At 43.6% G+C, this 20,315-nt stretch carries 13 protein-coding genes; 6 read left to right on the top strand and 7 right to left on the bottom strand.

Features of this window, described 5'->3' with window-relative positions; genetic code table 11:
- The first annotated feature begins 43 nt into the window (after positions 1-43).
- The 6 genes from PBT90_RS05500 to PBT90_RS05475 all read left to right on the top strand — a co-directional run bounded on the left by PBT90_RS05500 (position 44) and on the right by PBT90_RS05475 (position 8,901).
- Entirely contained in the window at positions 44-1,231 is a 1,188-nt protein-coding gene (locus tag PBT90_RS05500; RefSeq protein ID WP_264809398.1) for a serine hydrolase domain-containing protein, read from the top strand.
- 69 nt (positions 1,232-1,300) lie between these two features.
- Positions 1,301-1,858 carry an RNA polymerase sigma factor gene (locus PBT90_RS05495; protein WP_264809397.1) on the top strand — a complete coding sequence of 186 codons (558 nt, stop codon included), beginning with the start codon at positions 1,301-1,303 and terminating at the stop codon, positions 1,856-1,858.
- The gene (locus tag PBT90_RS05490; protein ID WP_264809396.1) at positions 1,858-2,586 is read left to right on the top strand and encodes a tetratricopeptide repeat protein; all 729 of its coding nucleotides are present in this window, start codon (positions 1,858-1,860) and stop codon (positions 2,584-2,586) included. The genes PBT90_RS05495 and PBT90_RS05490 overlap by 1 nt, the downstream gene beginning before the upstream one ends.
- Positions 2,587-2,657: 71 nt before the next feature.
- Positions 2,658-5,186, top strand: a complete 2,529-nt coding sequence (locus PBT90_RS05485; RefSeq protein WP_264809395.1) for a hypothetical protein — start codon at positions 2,658-2,660, stop codon at positions 5,184-5,186.
- A gap of 210 nt (positions 5,187-5,396) precedes the next feature.
- Entirely contained in the window at positions 5,397-6,575 is a 1,179-nt protein-coding gene (locus PBT90_RS05480) for a PorV/PorQ family protein (RefSeq protein WP_264809394.1), read from the top strand.
- Between the two features lie 142 nt (positions 6,576-6,717).
- On the top strand, positions 6,718-8,901 hold the full coding sequence (locus tag PBT90_RS05475) for a hypothetical protein (RefSeq protein WP_264809393.1): 2,184 nt from the start codon (positions 6,718-6,720) through the stop codon (positions 8,899-8,901).
- 289 nt (positions 8,902-9,190) lie between these two features.
- Here the strand turns inward: PBT90_RS05475 and PBT90_RS05470 are convergent, their stop codons facing one another.
- The 7 genes from PBT90_RS05470 to PBT90_RS05440 form a co-directional block, all read right to left on the bottom strand.
- Positions 9,191-10,303, bottom strand: a complete 1,113-nt coding sequence (locus tag PBT90_RS05470) for an endo-1,4-beta-xylanase (protein WP_264809392.1) — start codon at positions 10,301-10,303, stop codon at positions 9,191-9,193.
- Positions 10,304-10,350: 47 nt separating this feature from the next.
- The gene (locus tag PBT90_RS05465; RefSeq protein ID WP_264809391.1) at positions 10,351-11,475 is read right to left on the bottom strand and encodes an alpha/beta hydrolase-fold protein; all 1,125 of its coding nucleotides are present in this window, start codon (positions 11,473-11,475) and stop codon (positions 10,351-10,353) included.
- Between the two features lie 33 nt (positions 11,476-11,508).
- Complete coding sequence (locus PBT90_RS05460) at positions 11,509-12,051, bottom strand: DUF4870 domain-containing protein (protein ID WP_264809390.1); 543 nt, start codon at positions 12,049-12,051, stop codon at positions 11,509-11,511.
- 199 nt (positions 12,052-12,250) lie between these two features.
- The gene (locus tag PBT90_RS05455) at positions 12,251-14,392 is read right to left on the bottom strand and encodes an endo-1,4-beta-xylanase (protein ID WP_264809389.1); all 2,142 of its coding nucleotides are present in this window, start codon (positions 14,390-14,392) and stop codon (positions 12,251-12,253) included.
- A 14-nt stretch (positions 14,393-14,406) separates the two neighbouring features.
- On the bottom strand, positions 14,407-15,441 hold the full coding sequence (locus PBT90_RS05450) for a DUF5627 domain-containing protein (RefSeq protein ID WP_264809388.1): 1,035 nt from the start codon (positions 15,439-15,441) through the stop codon (positions 14,407-14,409).
- A 55-nt stretch (positions 15,442-15,496) separates the two neighbouring features.
- Positions 15,497-17,263, bottom strand: a complete 1,767-nt coding sequence (locus PBT90_RS05445) for a RagB/SusD family nutrient uptake outer membrane protein (protein WP_264809387.1) — start codon at positions 17,261-17,263, stop codon at positions 15,497-15,499.
- 20 nt (positions 17,264-17,283) lie between these two features.
- The gene (locus tag PBT90_RS05440) at positions 17,284-20,301 is read right to left on the bottom strand and encodes a SusC/RagA family TonB-linked outer membrane protein (RefSeq protein ID WP_264809386.1); all 3,018 of its coding nucleotides are present in this window, start codon (positions 20,299-20,301) and stop codon (positions 17,284-17,286) included.
- Positions 20,302-20,315 lie beyond the last annotated feature (14 nt).

The raw sequence follows: 20,315 nt of genomic DNA, 5'->3' as shown, positions 1-20,315 counted from the left end.
TAAGCATCCGATGTGAAGGAAAGAACCATAAACTTCCATTGAGATGAAAAATAAATTTCTTCCAATTTCCAGATTATTTCTAATTCCTCTAATAGCACTACAGTTTGCCTGCTCAGAAGGAACAGATCCTAACCCTACCCCACAAAACCCAGCACAGCAGGTGGACATAGCGGCAGTGGACAGCCAAATCGAAAACTTCCTTAGTCAATACAACCTACCCGGAGCAAGTCTGGCCATAGCCAAAAACGGAAAACTGGTCTATCAAAAAGCCTACGGGGTAGCCGATGAGTCTCAGGCAAAAGCCATGGAAACGACAACACAGATGCGGGTGGCAAGTGTCTCCAAAACATTTACCGGGATGGCAATCATGTTACTCGTCCAAGACGGAGAAATTAGTCTAGATGACAAGGTGTTTGGAGAAGGTGGAATTCTTGGCACTACCTATGGCAGCAAAGCTTACTCTTCCAGAGTGCAGCAAGTAAGCGTAAAAAACCTGCTTCAGATGACTACAGGAGGATGGGTGGTCAATGGAGATAGAGATGCTATTGACTATGAGCAGCAAAGGACTAATGAAGGCTTCTTTAACTGGATGATGGATAATGCAACTTTGACCTTTAATCCAGGGAGTCAATACTGGTATATCAACACCAATTATTTCGTGGCCGCCCGAATCGTTGAAAAAGTATCAGGCAAGAGCTATGCACAGTTTATCAAAGAACGGATCACCGACCCGCTGGAGATGAGAGCAACTGTTCTCGGTAAAAATGGAACACAAGGCAGACAGCCGAATGAAGCCATCTATTATGGTCAAGGTGGTACCAAAGGTTACGAATACAATTTCAATCTGGAGCGAAGGGATGGTGATGCGGGTATCGTAACTACTGCCCCAGACCTGCTTCGTTTTGTGATGGCGATTGACGGTAGCTCTTCCAATCCCGATTTATTGCAGGCAGCTACTTATAATCAGTTTATTCAGGGATCTTCTGTAAATCCAGGTTTCGCCAACGGAATCGCTATTTCTAACCAGTTCAAGTTCTTCTACGGAGCATTGCCCGGAACCCGTTCTGCCTATATGTTTCACTCTAACGGCATGGCGGCAGCATTGATATTTAATGGAAACGCAGATTATACACAATCCAATTATAACACCTTTGCCAATGCCCATGATGCACTCATGGTAAACTTGATCACCAACAATATGGACTCATATCAGGATATTGACCAATTCTAGTTGGATTTGTAATCAGTGACACTTGGGATAAACTAGATTTACTAGTATCTTTTTGGCAACTAGCCAAGTATGCCAGAAGATTCGATCAGTCAGTTATCACAAGAGCAACTCATCCAGGGTATCAAGGAGAACCAAAGGGATGTGATGTCGGGCTTATACCTGGAAGTTTTTCCAAAAGTGAGGAGCTATATACTTCAAAACAGTGGAGATGAAGATCAGGCAAAAGACATCTTTCAGGAGGCTTTTCTGGTGGCCTGGCAAAAAGTAAAAAACGGAGATTTCCAGCCTCAAAACGCCACAGCGATGCAGGGATTTCTATTTCAGGTTTCTAAAAACAAATGGCTGGACTGGCTCCGGTCCAGCCGATATAAAATGGAAAGCTCTATGGGAGCCATCTCCATTGAAGTGGCAGATTCGGAAGATGAAATTCTTCTAGATGAAAGGCTGGGCTATCTTGAAAAGGCTTTTCAACATCTGGGAGAAAGCTGCAGGGAATTACTGAAGCGTTTTTATTATGAAAAAGTATCGCTGGAAGATTTGGCTGTGAAATTTGGCTGGACCCCACAAACCGCAAAAAACAACAAATATCGATGCATGGAAAAGCTTCGAAAATTGATTAAACGCTAATGTCCAAGGACTTAAATATCACCCCAATAGAGTACGAACTTATCGAAGCAAAACTTGATGGGACGCTTGCTGATATGCAGATGAAAGCCTTGCGTGAGTTGGAGGCTGAGGATGCAGATTGGAGCCTGAAGGTGGAAGAAGTAAAAGCCTTGCGTCAAGATTTAGAATCGTATTTAGTGAAAACTGAGTTGGACAAAATCCACGAAAAGGCTTTCCCAGCAGAAAAATCTAAAACCAGACAGCTACCTCAATGGATATGGGGAGTGGCTGCAGCTATTGCATTGATTTTGGTGGGATGGATTAGTTTTCAATTTCTTTTCACCGAAACTCACGAAAAGCTGTTTACCACTTATTATGAAACCGACCCCGGCTTGATTACCGCCATGTCGGGAACTGATTCTTATGAATTTGACCGGGGCATGGTGGATTTCAAAGAAGGGAAATATGAAGAGGCTTTGGCACTCTGGCAGCCATTATTGGAGGAAAAACCTACCGGAGACACTTTGCTCTATTTCGTAGCCATGGCCAACCTGGAATTGGAAAACTATATTGAAAGCCAGGAGTATTTAGAAAAGATTTTAACCGGAAATCCATCTGAATTTAAGCAAGATGCGGAATGGTACTTGGGTTTACTTTATCTAAGAAACGGCCAAACCGAAAAAGCAAAAGGATACTTCAGCAATTCCAACAAACCAGAGGCAAAAGAAATTTTAGAAAAGTTAGAATAATTTTTCACCAAAGCTTGATGACTTTCTGAGTGCGAGTACGATGAGTAACTAAACCACTTATTGTACTCAATATGAAAAAGCTACTATTTTTATTCTTAGTGATGATGACTCTTTCTTGTCAGGATGACACTGAACCTCTCACTCCAACCAATCCACCCACAGGGCAAAATCCAGAAAAGAATTTTACACTTCAGGATGTTCAAATCCAATTGCCCGAGGGCAGTAGTTTAGACTTAACCGGTTCAGAGTTGCTGTCTTTTGGCGAAAGCTTCCCTGTTGAAAACGATGGAAAAACCAAAGCTATTAAGATTCCAAGCGTAGGTCAGATTGCTTATTTATTTAACTCTGAAGGCCAATTGCTTCTAGCAGGATACCTGAGTGAGGATCAAAAAGCCTTAAGTCCAGCCACCACAGCAAATTACCTGATTTATCTGGCCTCTGGATATTGGCTGAGTGAAGCAGACCTTGCCAGTCCATTTTTTAAAAACATAGGAAACTACGAAGAAGTAAAAGCCTGGCAGGATGAATTTGAGGAAATGTGGAAGACTGATCCCAAACTATTATCAGGAAATTCCTATCAAGCACCACTTCAGGAATTGATGAAGAAACTTTCCCCTAAACCCAATGAGCTTGACATCAGAAGCAAGATCGCCGAGCAAGCTAGGGTTTCCGATATTGCCATCGATGAATCGGACATCAAAAGCGGAATTCAGGTTTTCGAAAAAGAACTTGGAAAAATTGCCATCAGCAACTATTACCGTAGAAGAGCTCATGCATTTTTTTATAAAATGAAGACCAAAAAAACCGACGGATCGGTTGTCGAACATTTGAGCAACATAGGCAAAGGCACTGGTTCAGAATTGGATTTTCCTGTCAATGCCACTACCGGATATACCACTGCCACAGGAGCTATGGGAGCTGCAATAGAAGGTAGCGTTGAAGCTGGAGATGTGGTGACTACTGATCCCAAGTCTCTTTCCCTTGCCGATAATGAAGATGAGAAAACCTACAAAGTACGTGTAGTCGGAGCAGGAGGTGTCAATAATTCCATTCAGCTCACTGATCAGGAGCAGATCAAGCAGATTAGACTTTCTATGGAAACCTTCGTTTTGGATTTTTTCCTACCAATAGGCATGCAGATGGTAGGTTGGAAAGGAGAACTTAACTCCGCTGGATTCAATGTGGGAGACGGACCTCTGGTTTCATTTATTGACGAAATGGAAGTCATCATCAATGCAAGTCCAGGCACCTATGACAAAATCAAAGAAGGAGACTACAAAGGCGCACTTGACCATTTTCTGAAATATCTGGCTTTTGAAGGGGCAGGTAATAAAAACTTCGAAGAAGTATTAGGTGGAGTTATCCATGTGACAAAATACATTGCTTCCAAACAGAACATAGATATTGAGGGAGTTTCAGAAAATCTGGACACCAAAGCCATCGGAAAGTTTGCCAATATTCTAAAAATTGTAAACACGGCCATGGCCGGACAAGATCTTGCCAGAGTTTCTTTCGGCATAAGCATGTCAAAGAATATTGAGGAATGGACCATTCATGCCCGTTCTGCCAAAGTCAGTCTGCTTCCTGCCGAGGCTACAGTTTCCAGCCGGGGCAATAAAGAAATCAAAGCAGAGATCAAAAATCTTGAAGAAGAAGGTGGAGATAACTTCCCCTATTTCAAATGGATCACTTCTGGGAAATTCGGCTACATCCAAGACCGAAAAGGCAACAAAGGCAAAAGTTTTGACAGTTCAGATAAAGAGATTATTTATTATTCAGAAACCAGCGCAGCAGATTTACCGGAGGAAAATAACTTCGAATATGTTTACGTAGAAGCCTATTATAAAAATGAACTTATCGGTAGGGACACTACCGTCTTGAATCTCAAAAAGAGCAGTTATATGCTCAAGCCCGGTGGATTGGTTCTTTCAGGAAAAGAAGATCAGATCAGCTCGGCAAAACTATATATAGAGCCAGTTAACCTGAGGGATGCGGATTTTTCAGGAAAAAAAGTGGTTTGGTCAACAGAAGGAAAACATGGTCGACTGGTGAATTTTGCAGAAAATTCGACAGTCATCACCACTTACGATACCAATTCCATACGCTACCTCTGTACGGATGAGGATACAGAAAAAGGTAAAGAAACTGTTAAGGCTAGGATCTATGAAAAATCAGCCGTTGACGGGGAATATTTCCTATATGAAGAATTGACTTTGGAAATCGAGATAGACAACTCCGAAAATATCAAAATCATCACGGTAGACTTACAGGTGAAATCATTCTCCAACCAAACCGGCAACTACCTAAATTGCGGATCTGGGGTACATTTTCTAATCCAGCCCGATCCAGATGCCATTTCTTACACCGCACGGATTATTGACTTTTCACCCGGTGCTAATGTGATGATCGGACGCAGCGCTTCTTGGAGTGCAAACAAAGCACCAGATGAAAATGGACAATATGAATTCAGTTATGTTTTTGTCAAATCAGGAAGCAAACCAGTAAATAAAGGCTGGCCTGACTGTGGGGGATTCGCTGCCGAAGCAGGAAAATACAGTGGTAAAGCACAAGTGGTCATCCGTCTGAAGGATCCTGGATAAAAACTCTAGAATTCTACCCTTCATCCTATGATAGTCCTCGGTTCATGTTGAATCGAGGATTTTTTTTGAAAAAGGCATAAAATCTTGATGACTTTTTTGATCTCAATCGATGTGTAATAAAACCACGCATCGTATGACTTCGAGCTTGACTAAGCAAACTTTTCAACAAGCTAGATTCCATATGACTTTTAAAAGACAAAGTATAAACACATGAAAAAGCTATTCTTTTTATTCTTGGGGATTTGTTTCAGTTTTTCCTCTTATTCTCAGACCTCTTATTACTATCCGCCTGGATATTTTGGACTGTTTAATAATCAATCAACCAGCGCCAGAGCTCAGGGAATGGGGTTCACGACACTTACAAAGTCGGGAATCGAAAACTCATTTTACAATCCAGCCTCAATAGGAAGTTCCACCGCTCCTATTCAGGCCTACGCCAATTACGCAAATGGACATTCCTATCGACCAAAGTCCCGATATTACTTTGCCGGAGGAGCTTTTAAAGTGAAAGACAAATTCACTGTCGGCCTCTCCTATTTTAGCTATCAAAATCCCGATCCTGTATGGACCACCATCATTGGTTGGCAGACTTTTGATACAGATTACTTTTCCCAGCGGGCAATTTCCGTTTTGGCGGCTTATGAAATCATGGAAGGATTGCAGGCTGGTATCAGTGCCAATATGATGCAGGAAAATGCCATCAATGGGGAGAAAACCAACGCGGATTTTGTCCCAAGTCTCGGCCTCCAATACGAAAAGCAATTACAGCTCTTTAAAACCGAAAAAATTCAAAACCAACGAATCTTTGGGGCGATGTCTCTTTTTAACTTTTTGTTTCAGGATGAAACGACCCAGAGCTACCAGGACGCAGAGGACGTGGGATATTTGCCAATTATATTAAGACTTGGCGCTGGTTATGCCTTTCAAATTCCATTGAAATCCAGCCTGACTGAGGGAAAAGCCTATTTTGAAAACACTGCTCACGCAGTAGATCTGCGTCTGGACATACAGTTTCAGGACTACCTACCGGGAGGACCGGAGAATAATACGGATGATGAATATAACACCGCCTTTGGTATTGGAGCGGAGGCTTGGTTCTATGAGCGAATAGCCCTGCGAATGGGCTATTTCACCGAAAAAGGACCAACTGGAACCCAAGACGATGGCGACATTTGGGTAACCGGAAATCGGGCCGGATTCTCTTGGGGATATGGAACCTTGATCCCGACTCATCAGCTCACCGAAGGCAAATTACCTTTTGACCTAGAGGTCAATCTGATCACTGGAAAACTGGTTTCCTCCCTAAATGAAGAAATCTACACGCATCCTTCTCTTTTCACCGAAAACACCTTCCAGTTCTCTTTTGGAATGAATCTGCTTTGGAAATAACACTTCCATTTATACAAACGCTACTTTATTATGAAATCAAGCATGACCCGAAGCGACACACAGAGGGATGATTATAATTCATGCAAAGATTCCATCCCGAGGTATCGGGACAGGTATTGACCTTAAAAAAAATTATAAACACATGAAAAATAGAATTCTATTAAGTCTTACTATCTCCTTTTTTGTTTGTCTTTCCTGCACCAAGGAAGAGGACTCACTTCCACAGGCTCCGCAGCAGACGGATCCCCTGGAAGGGTATAACACCTATCCGGTCGCCTTGATATTTCCCGAAGGCACTCAGCCAGACCTGTCTGCTGCCAGCCTTTGGTCTTGGGATAAATCCAGCGAGGTGGATGGACAAAATCAAGGCAAGGTCATGAAATTCCCCTCAGAGTCGGCTTTTTCTTATTTGTTTGACGGACAAAACAGACTTTTACTCGTAGGGCTTGTAGATGAGGAACATCAACAGCTGGATTTGAATTCTACAGCCAAAACCCTCCTGTATTGGGGTCTCAGTGGTCCATTTTTTGAACCCGAGCTAGCCTCTAAGTTTTTTGAGGAAGTAGAGTCCTTTCCGATTTGGCAGGAATGGAAAACAATGGTAGAACAGGCTTATCAAGATGATCCGTACTTTTTGGCAGATCCAAAAATGGGGGAACTGTTGGGAAAGCTGATTGGGGATAATGAGCCCAATTTCCCCGATGCAAGAGTATGGGAAGAGACCAAGGCTTCTGATCTTTTGGTAAATGGTAATATTAAAAGCGGATTACAGGTCTATCAGACCGGCTTGAGTCAGTTTGAAGTGGCCAATACCTTCCGAAGACGGGTCACGGGATTTCTATACAAAACCAAAAAAGTGAATGAAGCCGGGCAAGAGGAAGAGATCAATGAATTTCCGGCCTCGAACAATTCAAAAGTTCCAGATCAGATCATCGAAATTCCTGTGGTCACCGGTATCACCAGCTTCTCCGGTACCGTTTATGACTACCTACTGGGAAATACCGAAAAATCCTTTCGTGTAAACACGGATCCAATAGAAATCCCGCTGAATCTAGATGAAAAAGAAGCCACTTGGCAGCTTCGGACTATAGGAATGGGGAAGGGTGGACAAAATCTCAATCAGACTGAAATCGAAGAACGGACTAAACTGATTATGCTCACATTCACTTTGGACTTTGTGGTTCCACTAATTGCGGATGGCCTCACAGCCAAAGCCACAGCTTCTAAAAATACAGGAGCCCCCAAAACCCAACAGGATTTTTGGGAAGCCATGACAGTGGCAGTGGCGGGATATGTAGATCAAATGCCCAGTGTAAGTGCAAAAATCCAAAATGGAGAGCTTTCTGAAGCAGTTCGTGATTTTTTCACGGTGGGCTACAATCAGTTTGGCTCTATCTTTCTGGAGGATTTGGCCCGCGTAGCAGCAGAGGTCATTTGGGAAAATGCACCTGCCAACCTACCTAAACCGAGTTTGGAGGATTTCAGTAAAAGCGCAGTCAGAAAAGCAAAAATCCTCACTACAATTGATCTGATGCTCAAAGGTTCAGACTATGCCAGAAAAGTTCATGACATCCAAAATTCCAGAAGTTTGGAGGTATTTGAAATCACTGCAAAAGAAATTGAAATCAACCTGGAACCTAGAGATTCCAATGTTTCTCCAGGAAACACCAAGGAGCTTTCTGCTTTTATCAAATCATCTGTTGCCGATGGGCAGGTCATCGAATATGAATGGTCAACTACAGGAAAATATGGATACCTATTTGATGATATTCATGAAGGGAACAGTTTTTCCAGCTCCAAAAGAAACGTCCAGTACTTTGCCTCAGTAAAAGCCGGCAGCGTACCTGAAGATGCTGTGGATACAGTCCGGGTGAGTACTTACATTAAGCAGGGACAAAACAGAACCAAGATCGGGCAGGATCAGGCCATCATTCAGATCCAGGATAAAATCCAGTTTATTGTAGGTTGGGAAATCTTTGTACCTGTCAACAAAAGGGAGACGCCCATTTCGCCGACTGGAGTAGAATACACCATATCAAATGGTGGCTTTGAGGCCAAATTCACCACTGAAGTAGAGCCGGCAGGGTTTCAATTTCAGGTAATACGTCAGGATGGTACCCGTGGGAATATAGTCAGCAAAAGCGCTGATGAAGTTGGTAGAGATGGTGCCGCGTATGTGTATAAAGTTGGGGTTGGAAGTATTCGCATCGTAAATACCTATAGAGAAGAGGTAAAGGATGAATGGCTGAAAAAATTCACTGAGGAGCTGGAAGCAAGGAGAAATGTTTACCATTCACTGGAAGTCACAGTCATCCCCAAAGAATAGTACTATGAATGCCTTTATTGCCACCAAATCTACCGATAAACCATTCGATTTGAAGGAGTGAAATATTCCTGGCTATGAAACAAAACAGGCAGTCCAAAATGAAGTATCTTTCTCCGTTTTGAACTGCCTGTACAGCTACCTCTAGAAGTTAAGCAGGCCTACTGCATTACCATTTAATTCCAGCATAGGAACCGTTTATGATTACTTGGGATCGCTTTGCTCTGCCCTATCTAAAAGTAAAGAATAAGGATTCCCATTAGCATACGTTTCGGTATATTTTCGCCTTACCCTACTCCACCACACTGGCTATTTTTGCGATTACTTCGGTTTTGGGATCTAGGTTTCTATCAAAAAGCAGCGGGTAATTCGTTCTACCCCGGACCGGGAAATTATTCAACCAGCTGTTTCTATCACCCAATCCCCAGAATGTAACTCTGGTGATTTTGTCTTTGTGCTTTTCATAAATTTTGAAAATGGCAGCGTAGCGCTCCGCTAGTTTGGCCTCTGCTTCTGGGGTGATACCATCCTTGTATGGATTATACTCATCCGAATTTGCAAAATTCATATTCAAATCCGCTCCCTCTGCTCTTCTGGGTCTAGGCAGTACATCCACATCCAATTCCGTGATCATCACTTTAAATCCTGCCTCATGAATATCAATGATTCCCTGCTCTATCTCTTCCAAAGTAGGCGTCTCAAGCTGATAATGGCCTTGCATACCTATGGCATCTACTTTTATTCCTTCAGCCACCATCTCCTTAGCAAAATCTAAGATGCCTTTTCGCTTAGAAGCTCTCCACACATTATAGTCATTGTAATACAACTCTGCCTCTGGATCTACTTCCTGCGCCTTGCGGAAAGCTGCTTTCATGAAGTCCTTGCCTGCAATCTTGAACCAAGCTGACTGACGAAATGAACCGTCCTCATTAAATGCCTCATTCACTACATCCCAACCCTGAATTTTGCCTTTATACCTACCAGCCACTGCCTCAATATGCTCCTCCATGGTGGCGAGCAGTGCTTCTTTGGATTTAGGCGCATTGTCTTCACCTTGAAAAACCCAGCGAGGAGTCTGCTGATGCCAAACCAGGCAGTGACCTATGGTGAAAGCGTCCATCTTTTCTCCCAATGCCACATATTGATCTCCAAAGTCAAAATTATATTGCTCAGGTTCAGGATGTACCCGCTCCCATTTCAGGCCATTTTCAGGACTAAGGCTGTTAAAATTTTCCTGTATGACTGCATTTACCTTGGCATCTGTGCTGTTTACCTGCCAGGCATTCAGCGCTACGCCTATGTGGTAGCTATCTGCGAAAATAGCTTTTAAGCTCTCCTGCTTTGGGCTTTGCGCAGCAAATAGAAAGCTCAGCAAAACAAAAGGAATGGATTTTTTGAGTATCATGGTTAAATAGGTTCTGTTAGTGATTGATATTTACAGTAGCCATCGGGCTACTTGGTTTGAAACAAAATAGGCGCAAGCTCATGAAGGCTTCTTCTCCAGGTCTGAAACTCATGGGCGGTGCCCTCCGACACATAAGACACTGCATGGTAGCCAGCATCCTGAAGTGCAGTCACCGCACTTCTTACCCGATCTGGGTTTTCTTTACTCCCAGCACTGATAAAAATCAACGCAGGCTTTTCCGAATCTTTCAGTTCATCTGCTGTATAGATACCTCCACTCAGTAATGCATATCTGGAAAACACCTCCGGTTTGTTCAGGGTAATAGAATGGGTCTCCATCCCTCCCATAGAGAGCCCGCCCATGGCCCGGTGCTCCCGGTCTGCCAGAGTTCTAAAATTAGCATCTACATAGGGAATCAGCTCATCAACCAAAACCGTCTGAAAAGGCTCAATTTTAAAATCTCTCAGGCCTCCAAATTTGACTTCGTTGGTCATGCCGTAAGTCATCACGATCAGAAAAGGCTCCACTTTTCCTGCTGCTATTAAGTTGTCCATGATCAAATTTGCATGTCCCTGATTGCTCCATGCGGTCTCATCCTCTCCCCAGCCATGCTGAAGGTAGAGAACCGGGTAGCGCTTGGAAGTCTCCTGACTATACCCGGGAGGAGTATATACAAAAGCTCTCCTGGAGGTACCGGTGCTCGGTGAAGGAAATAGAATTTGCTGCACATTGCCATGAGGCACAGCCTTCAATGCGTAGAAATCCTGATCATGGGCAGGAATCTCTATCCCACTTTCCCAGCGGGTAGAACCATAGTAATTCTTTGCCCCGGGATCGTTAAACACTCCTCCATCAATAGTCAGGTGATAATAATGAAATCCTTCGTCCATCGGCCCTGCCGTGGTGCCAGTCCATACACCATCCGCATTTTTGGTCAAGTCTGTTCCACCTCTTCCGCCCAGTCCCAGGCTCACATTCACACTTTGAGCCTGCGGTGCCTCTACTCGGAACCTGGCATAGCCCTGCGAATTCACTTGTGGGTATTCTTTACCCGGTTGGTTTTTAGTGGAAGGTTTGAAATCCTCCTTGATTTCAGAAGAGCTGGATTGCGAAAAGCAGAGTGAACTGCTACATACCCAGAGGAAAATAAGAATAAGAGAATGTTTGTTCATAGGTTAAATAGGTTTAAGGTCATTGATTAAGGGTTACTGTGAAAGTTTAAAAAAACGAATAGCCAGAGGATACCTCCAAAATTTTCCTACGCTGGCTTTCAGACTGGCTATTAATATGAAAACCAGGTTTAAAAACATAAGAATAGAAATAGGCAAAAAACCTGAAAACAAGCTAGGTAAAGCGCTAATATCAATAGAAAAATTGTATGAAATATTCATCAAATTGCTTAGCGGAAAAACCATAATTAGGCAAATACCCATATAAATCATCAGGCTCAAAATCCAATTGATTACATTTTTTCCATGCATATCTATGGTCCTATTTTGCTCTCTGTTAAGTGACCAAAGCACTACCGGTACAATCAGTCCCAAAATCACATGAACAAATCCTAAAAGCATAGCTATATGGATCAAAAAGCAATAGGTGTTCTCATTCAAACCGAGTAAGTTATTGCCTACCCCAAAGCTCCCACTGCCTAATATTTTTTTCTTCGCTTTTTCAAATTCATCTTGGGAGATTACACCTTTTTTCAACAGCTCATCTAACTGCACTAGGTCTTCCAGATCATGCTTCATTTCATCTTTGGTTAAAAGTAAAAATAGATAGTTCCTTAAAAATCAATAATTTAAACAAAAGAACCTACCGTTAAAATTGATCCATGGTAAATAATGGATAAAGGATAAATAGATCGGGTTACAAAAATCCTTCTCGCAAAATAAAAAACCTACGCACCGGAGCTTTCCAGCCTTTGGTGCATAGGTTAAAATGGTTTTTTTACATGCCTTCAAGTCCTTCCGCAAAACCAGCATAAGCAGGTTTACGGTTGAGGTTGATATCCCAAAGTCCCTGCTTCTCACCCGGAAGCCAATTGGCATTTTCAGGACTGTCAGTAACTCCCCAAATGGTAATACCATAGCGTTGGGCAGCAGGAATATGTTCGGTGTACATATCCGCGACGAATTTGTACATTTCCCGCTGTAGCTGCAGCGCCTCAGGGGTAGGATTGCTCGAATTCACTCTGATATCCAGTTCGGAAACCTTAATCAACTTGCCTGTTGCGGCCAGCATTTGAAACATAGAGACGATCTTGTCCTTATCCGAATCTAAGCTGATATGCATCTGGGTACCAATACCATCCACAGTCACGCCTTTACTTTCTATGTAATTGACATAATCAATGAGTCCTTGGCATTTTTCCAGGCTATATTCCAGGTTATAATCATTGACAAATAAGATATCATCCGGATTACCATATTGTTCTGCCAATTCAAATGCGCGAACCGCATAGTCTTTTCCTAAATAATCCTGCCAGTAGAAATGATCTGATGGAATATCTGGATTGCCAATTCCGGTTTTGATCTCTGAAGGGTTGGCATCATCCATAGGCTCATTCACCACATCCCATGCTTTGATGTAATCCTTAGAAGTAGAAAGCATACCTTCCATCCAGCGCTCAAACTCGCCTGAGACTATAGAATATTTCTCATCTTCTGTTTTGGGCACCAAGGTAGTGGAACCGCCCGTAGCTTCTGCTGGACTGAGGACTACATTGTCTAGATAAACTGTCCCTGCAAATTCCCCATAGGAAATCACAAATCTCTGCCTGTCATCGGCAGTCACCAGGGTACTTAACTCTACTTGTTTCCATTCTGTGGTCACGCTGACCTGCCCAAATCCATTGGAAGAATAGTTGGGACTTTGTAGTTCTGGTCTAATGATGCCCTCTGCATCCCCTTTCACCCAGAATGACAACTTGTACTCCTGACCGTTCTCCACAGGTTCTGCCAAGTCGTATGCAGTCTGCACTTCCCAAAAGCCACCAGTTATAGATGGATTGGTCACGTAGAAAGCTTTGCCAGTACCACCAAAACCCATCCCATCTTCAGTCACACCACGGGAAGAGCCATTGCCCCAGCCTCCCCAGCCGGTACCATTTTCGAAATCCCCATCGGCGATCAGGTTACTAATAATAGGATCTCCATCCACATCATAGACGTACAGGTTATTGATATCAATGCTGTAAGAGGTGGAAGGCATGTATCCAAAATTGAAGTTCATCTTGAAGGAATCTCCTTCAAAATCACTTACTCGGAACCTGATTTCCTGCCAAGAAATACTGGTTCCAAAAGCTGTGCTATCTACTCCTGTATTCATCCAGTCAATAGCTGGAGCGTTATCGCTCAATCCTTCGAAAGTAATCCCTCCCTGTCCGGGAACATCCGACTTGACATAGACTATCACTTCATATTCTTTGCCTGGAATCACTGGAATAGAAGGAGTAGTCAATTGTACACTTTCTGGCTCAGTACCCGAGCCGGAAGTGAGCACAAAAGCATCTGTCCCCTCACCCATTCCTTCGCCTGCTCCTATCATCACATCACCGGTGGTCATCCATCCCGCTAAGGATCCACCCATAGGAGCGGATAAGTCCAAATCATTATTAAAAGGCGGAGAGGTCACGATTAGCGGCTCAAGTAGGCTATTGAGGTAAGTCGCATTTTGATTGGCATGCCAGATCAAAGTATGTCCAAAAATGCTAGTTCCGGCAGCCTGCGCTGCTTCTATGGTAGCGGTTACATTCGAGAAGTCCATGCTTCCGTTGGACTGTACTATGGCTCCATGCTTCATGCCATATCCGGCTGTAACTTCATTGAAGTTGCTATTGATCAGACGGTACATTACTCCCCTGCTGTTGTATTGGTTCATGTCTATTGCCCCTCCCAACTTAAAGTTCGGATAGGCAATGGTATCAACGTAGCTAGGGAGGACCCCGTAGGCATTCAATGCTTCCTGAGCGGCTATTTCTTCGGGTTTTTCTACTTGAAAATCATCTGTCTCCGTGTATTCCACACAGGAACTGAATCCTATAGAAATAGCTAAAACGCTTAAATATTTGACATATACTTGTTTCATCATTTTGTGGCGTTTTTTTAGTTGTTAGAATTCACTGGGGTGAAGGTCTCGAAGCCTACTCCGCGATCTCTGACCACTAGAGTATCCATGGTTTCGATTTGCATCTCCTGAAGGTTGATTTGATAATCCAGGTAAAGTACATCTCTGTCCTGATTGCCCCAGCTGTTCTTTTCTCCTTTGGAGACAAACTTACCGGTGCCTGTAGCAGTATATCCATTTCCTAAAGGAGAAACAGTACAGTTCCCGTCCTCATCAAAGGTCAACAGCAAATCTGCTGTGATATTTTCCCCGTCTACACCGGGAAAAGAAAGCGGAAACTCCACCTCATTCAGTGATCGGGTATGCAAGGAATTCACCTCATCATCCACCACAAATTCCATGTGTCTGGTCACTGTCTGATCCAGACTGGTATTGCCTTCAGTCCCCTTGATAACATCCTGCCCTCTTCTGAGGTAGTTGCCATGGTAAGGATTGACATATTTCAGTGCATATAGCACAAAGTCCTTGGGCTGCACTGCCCAGTTGTTTGGATTGTTCCGTTGTGGATTTTCTACTTGTGGCACTCCTGAGAGAATGGAATCAGCATTGCTGATCTGAGTGATTCTCAAGGGCAAAACATAAGCGTTTTTGATGGCCTTTGGATCATTGAAGAACCCACTGTTAAGCTGGATCTCCACTCCTCCTGTCACTTCACCTTTCGGGATGGTGATAGTCTGAGCTGTCAGTTGATAATATTCTGATGGAAGTGGCTCCACCATATTGCCATCAGAGTCAAACATCAATCCTTCAGTGAGACTTTCATCCACTACCACGTCCAGATGCACATCTTGAGGTGAGGAATACACCCCTCCAGTGGTAGCTACAATTTTGAATTTACCTTCATTGTCCATGGAGGTATCGAATATATCATCCCCTAGCGTAAGTGTTCTCACGGGGTACTGGTAGGCAAAGTAGACTGTCTGATAATCAAAATCAGGAAACTCCCAATCTTCATTTTTACATGAAGCCAGAAATAGACAGAGTGCCAAAATTATATAAGAAGTATTTTTCATAGTGCTGTGCGATTAGGTATAATACTGTTCACCTGAGTAAGCATTTCTGTCAGGGTTACCATCCGGTATTTTGCTTGAGTTCAGAGAATTTCAGGGTTTCACTATAAGGTACAGGTCCATAAATCATGTAATCACTGTACACTCTGTTTTCAACATCGGTCACCTCATGCTCACCTTCTTCAATGTAAATCCCCTCGGCAGTTTCGGTGAGATCAGCATCCCATCTTCTCAGATCCCAGAATCTAAACCCTTCAAAACTCAACTCCAGCCTGCGCTCATTTCTGATAAGTTGGCGCATGGCAGCTTGATCGCTTTTCACAGATTCTAGATATGGATCCCCATTTTCTAGGCCTATACCGGCCCGCTGACGGATGGCTTTGATCACATCGTAAGCAGAGTATCCCGCAGCTCCGGTTCCGGTGGGGCCATAGGCCTCATTGGCTGCTTCAGCATAGATCAGGAAAATCTCAGTGTACCTGATTCTTGGCTTCACATGCACCTGCTGATTAGTAGAATTGGGGTTTAGGTTTACATCTTGACGGAGTAATTTCCGCAGGTAGTATCCGGTTCTGGTGGATGTCTCTACCCTGTTGAGTGCATCGTTGGTACCTCCATCAGCAGCAGTGGTGATCACGCTATTATTTGGACCTGCGGTGCTTCCATTTACTACCACAAAATGATTCAAGCGAGGATCCCGTCCTGCATAAGGATTTTGGGGATCGTATCCACTTTCTGGTGAGTTCACCGGATAGCCGTTGGCCATAGGAAAAGCATCCACAAAATTCTGAGTAGGATTGATCAATCCATTTCCGAAAAGCGTAGGAGGATAATTATCTGTTTCCAGATTATTACTAGGACCAATGGAAGTCCTCCACAGTATCTCGGCTGGGTTTACTCCTCCACCCAGAGAGTTCAGTTCATCTGTATTGGTAAACCAGGTAACTCCATTTGGAGCCAGTCCACTGACTCCTCCTATGGTGTTAAGAATGGAGGCTGCATGGTCTGCTGCCGCTTGCCACTTCTGAACATCCCCATTGGGATTAAATGCCGGACTGGCCGCGAGAAGCGCAGCTTGAGCCATTACTGCACGGACAATTCTGCCAGATACCAACTGTATCGCATCATCACCAAACACCCGGTTGTATTGGCCAGTCTCGGCACCCTGATCTGCATATTTACTTGGGATCAAATAAGGATCAGTAATATTTCCCAAATCCATTGGAAGTAAATCCAAAGCCCGCTCTGCATCGGCATAGAGCTGAGCCATACATTCCTCAAAGGTATTTCTAGGCAAATTGAATTCTGATTCCACATTTTGTGATTCAGCCAAAATAGGGACTCCCAGTAACTGCCCATCTGCCATACCTCCATGAGCCTGTAGCAGGTAGTACATAAACAATGCCCTGAGCCCATAAGACTCACCTTTCAATCGGTCCACAAACATTTCGTTTACGATAGGATCCGCCGCAAAGTCCACGCTGTCCACATCCTCTAGCATCACATTCAGATACTGAATGGCAGACTGGGCGCCGGTCCATTGTGCTACTGGGTTGTTATTAGATGCCCATTGTCCAGTGGCCATGTTCAAAAAGCCATTGGAAGGCTCATTGCTCACCGCATCGTCAGTTGCCATTTCGCTGAATGACCACCCATTAGTAGGAATTCTAAGGTAAGCATTGATCAAAAGTCCCTGCGCCAAGCGAGGTCTTTCCAGCATATCTTCCCTTCCTTGTATATTTTCAATGGCAGGATCTATCAAATCCTGACAGCTGGTCGTCATCCAAACGATGCCAACCAGAAGAAACCATAGTTTATTTTTCATACTCGTCATTTTGGGTCGAATTAAAATTGTGCTCTGATACCGAAATTATAGAAACGGGTCTGAGGGGTAGAACCTATGTTCATCTCCAAAATCTCCCTGTTTGGGGACACTGTCAGCAGGTTGCTACCACTGATATAGGTGCCTAGCTGCTTGATAAAGCCGTTACCTAATATGGATTTCGGAAAGGAGTAAGACAATTGAACCTTAGCTAGGTCAAATCTATTGGTGCTGTACAGCCAAAAGTCTGAATTGCGGAAATTATTGGCGCCGTTCAGTGTAGTCAGCCTAGGGAATGTGGCAGTACCCTGAGTTTCCTCCGTCCATCTGCCCCGAACCTCGGCCGAATACTTATCGTCAGCATTCACCCAGAAGTAATCGTTGTTTTTCATCGCATAGGCTCCGCTGCGCATGGTTCCCAAAGCGAAGAAGGTAAAGTTTTTGAACTTCGCAGAGAGATTCAAGCCCATAGTCAACGGTGCTCCAGACCATCCTGCTCTACCCAGATAAACCTCATCCTGAGCGTTTACCACTCCATCTCCATTCTGATCTTTGTACTTGATGTCTCCAGGTTTCACTTCGCCAAATGCCTGAGTAGGAGAGTTTTCGATCTCATCCATTCCACTGAAGAATCCAAGACTTTCCAGTCCCCAGATAGCATCTAGCGGCATGCCTTCTCTATTTTGGTAAGAGTTTTCGAAGTTTTCTGATCTTTTGGAAGCCTTGGTATCATAGTAAAGTCCGGACACCCCTAAGGTCCACTGCACCTCACCCAGACGCTTGTTCAGGTTCAACTGAAAATCCACCCCATTTCTGGTGTCGTTGTTATAGTTCACGTAAGGAATCCAAGAGGAAATAGGCCAGCCTGTCACAAAGTAGCTCGGGTACAAAATGCTGTTTTGTACAAATAGTCCTGTCATTTTACTAGTGAAAGCAGATCCATTCACAGTGATCAGGTTATTAAAAAGAGATGCGTTTAACTCTACGCTGATTTCCTCTCTTTTCGGATAAGTAAGATTCATGTTCTCCCCTCTTCTTACATCGGTACCGGTATTATTCAAGCCGTCTTTCCACTCATACCAGGAACCCTCATCGGTATAAATCGCTTCATAGAGATAAAATTCTTCTATATCCAAATCGGTATTGAGTATCCCCGCAGAGAATGAAATTCTTAGATCATCCACTACAGAGGATGAGGACATAAACGCCTCTTCGCTCAGCCTCCAGCCCAAGGTCATAGTAGGTGAGAATGCCTGTCTGTTACTTGGAGGCAGCTTAGCTGAATGAACTAATGCTCCGCTGAATTCAGCATAATATTTCTGCTTGTAGTTATATCCCAAGTATAAACCAAGATTCGCATTGCTGGTCTTGTGATAGATGGAAGATTCGGCGATCTGGTAACCATTTGCGATGAGCATTGCATTCACCTGGTGCTTGTCCTTAAACCTTCTGTCATAATTCAATTGAGCAGAAAACGAGACCGTCTGTCTGAACCAGTTGTCGTTGATATTTTGTGTACGTGAACTGGCATCCTGACCATATTTGGTCAGACTTTCGATCATGTCCATACCATTGTAATTGGTCCAGGAAGGCTCATACACCGCGTATTCATTGTTGAATGACAAGGTATAGGAGGTATTATAATTCAGGCCAAAAAGCGAACTGAAGGATAAGCCATCCAGGACATTTCGAAGGTCTGCATCTACACCCGCATTGAACTGAAACTGACGACTGGTAAACTTATTGGATCCACCTGCATAAATACCTGCAATAGGATTGGTCTGATCTAGCTGTGTACCACCTAAAAGGTATTCCCCATTAATTACGTGATCACTGGTTTGTACCAAATCCCATGAAGCCTGGTCATTTTCCTCAATGAAGTTTATTGGAATCAAAGGAGAAAAACGGTAAGGCCTAAGGGTGGTGGAACCTCCCCAATAGTCTGTATTTACCCCCTTGCTGTTATAGAAAATAGCTGATGCATCTACTTTGGCGGAGATGAAATCATTCAGGTTCAGGTCAATATTACCTCTCACATTGAAGCGTTCATTGGCATTTTCAGCTGCCTGACCAAAGTCCATTACCGTACCTTCTGTCATGAAACCCACATTGGTATAGTACCTTGCTGTCTCATTTCCACCGGAGATTTCCAGGTTACCGTCATATTTCGAATAGGCTTCCTGAAGGTATTCCGGAGAGTAGTAATCCACATTAGGATAGCGGTAGATATTTTCTCCTGCAGAATGATTATAAATATCATTTTCGGAAAAAAGAGGAGAAAGTCCATCGTTTGCTCTGGCTTCATTGTAAAGCGTCATATACTCACCGGAGCCAAGATACTCTGGATATCGCTTTGGGGTATGCACCCCAGCATTGGTACGCAACGTGATGTTTTGGTCGTTTGCAACACCACGCTTAGTCGTGATCAAAATCACTCCTTTGGCAGCTCTACTGCCATATAAGGCTACTGCTGATACACCCTTCAGAAAGGTAATCTGGGCAATTTCCGTAGGGTGCACGCTATCCACATCACGTGGAATACCATCCACTAAGACTAATCTACTGCTATTGCCCCAAAGATTGCCATTATAGCCACCTACGAAGGCCTCCATATTTTCCAATGGGTAGGTGATATAGTTGTCTTCCAGGATCTCAGGCATATTCACATAGGAAATCCCTCCGAGTAGATCTCTTTTATCCTTATTCTGGAAAGCTACTTTCACATCTTGCCCACCTAGATTGGCATACAGTGTAATATTTTCCAAATCCGGTGTAGCCATGATCAGCTTGGTTTCATACCCTGGTGCAGTCACCGATAGGTAGGTATTCAAGGTTACATTCAGCCTCACTACTCCTAGACTGTCTGCCACCGCAGAATACTCGTCCTCCTCACTGGTGATGATAGCGCCAGGTATGGTATTTCCAGTGCTGGTCTGAACCACCGGGTTTAAGTTTATTTTTGGGGTGCTTTGTGCCATGAGCTGGGAGTGAAATACAACCACCGTCACACACCACACCATCATTATCTTTATATATTTCATTATGATTTTTCGTT

The sequence above is a fragment of the Algoriphagus sp. TR-M9 genome (assembly GCF_027594545.1).
Lineage (GTDB): Bacteria > Bacteroidota > Bacteroidia > Cytophagales > Cyclobacteriaceae > Algoriphagus > Algoriphagus halophytocola.
The sequence above is the reverse complement of the archived record's forward strand: the minus strand, read 5'-3'. Positions and strand labels throughout refer to the sequence as shown.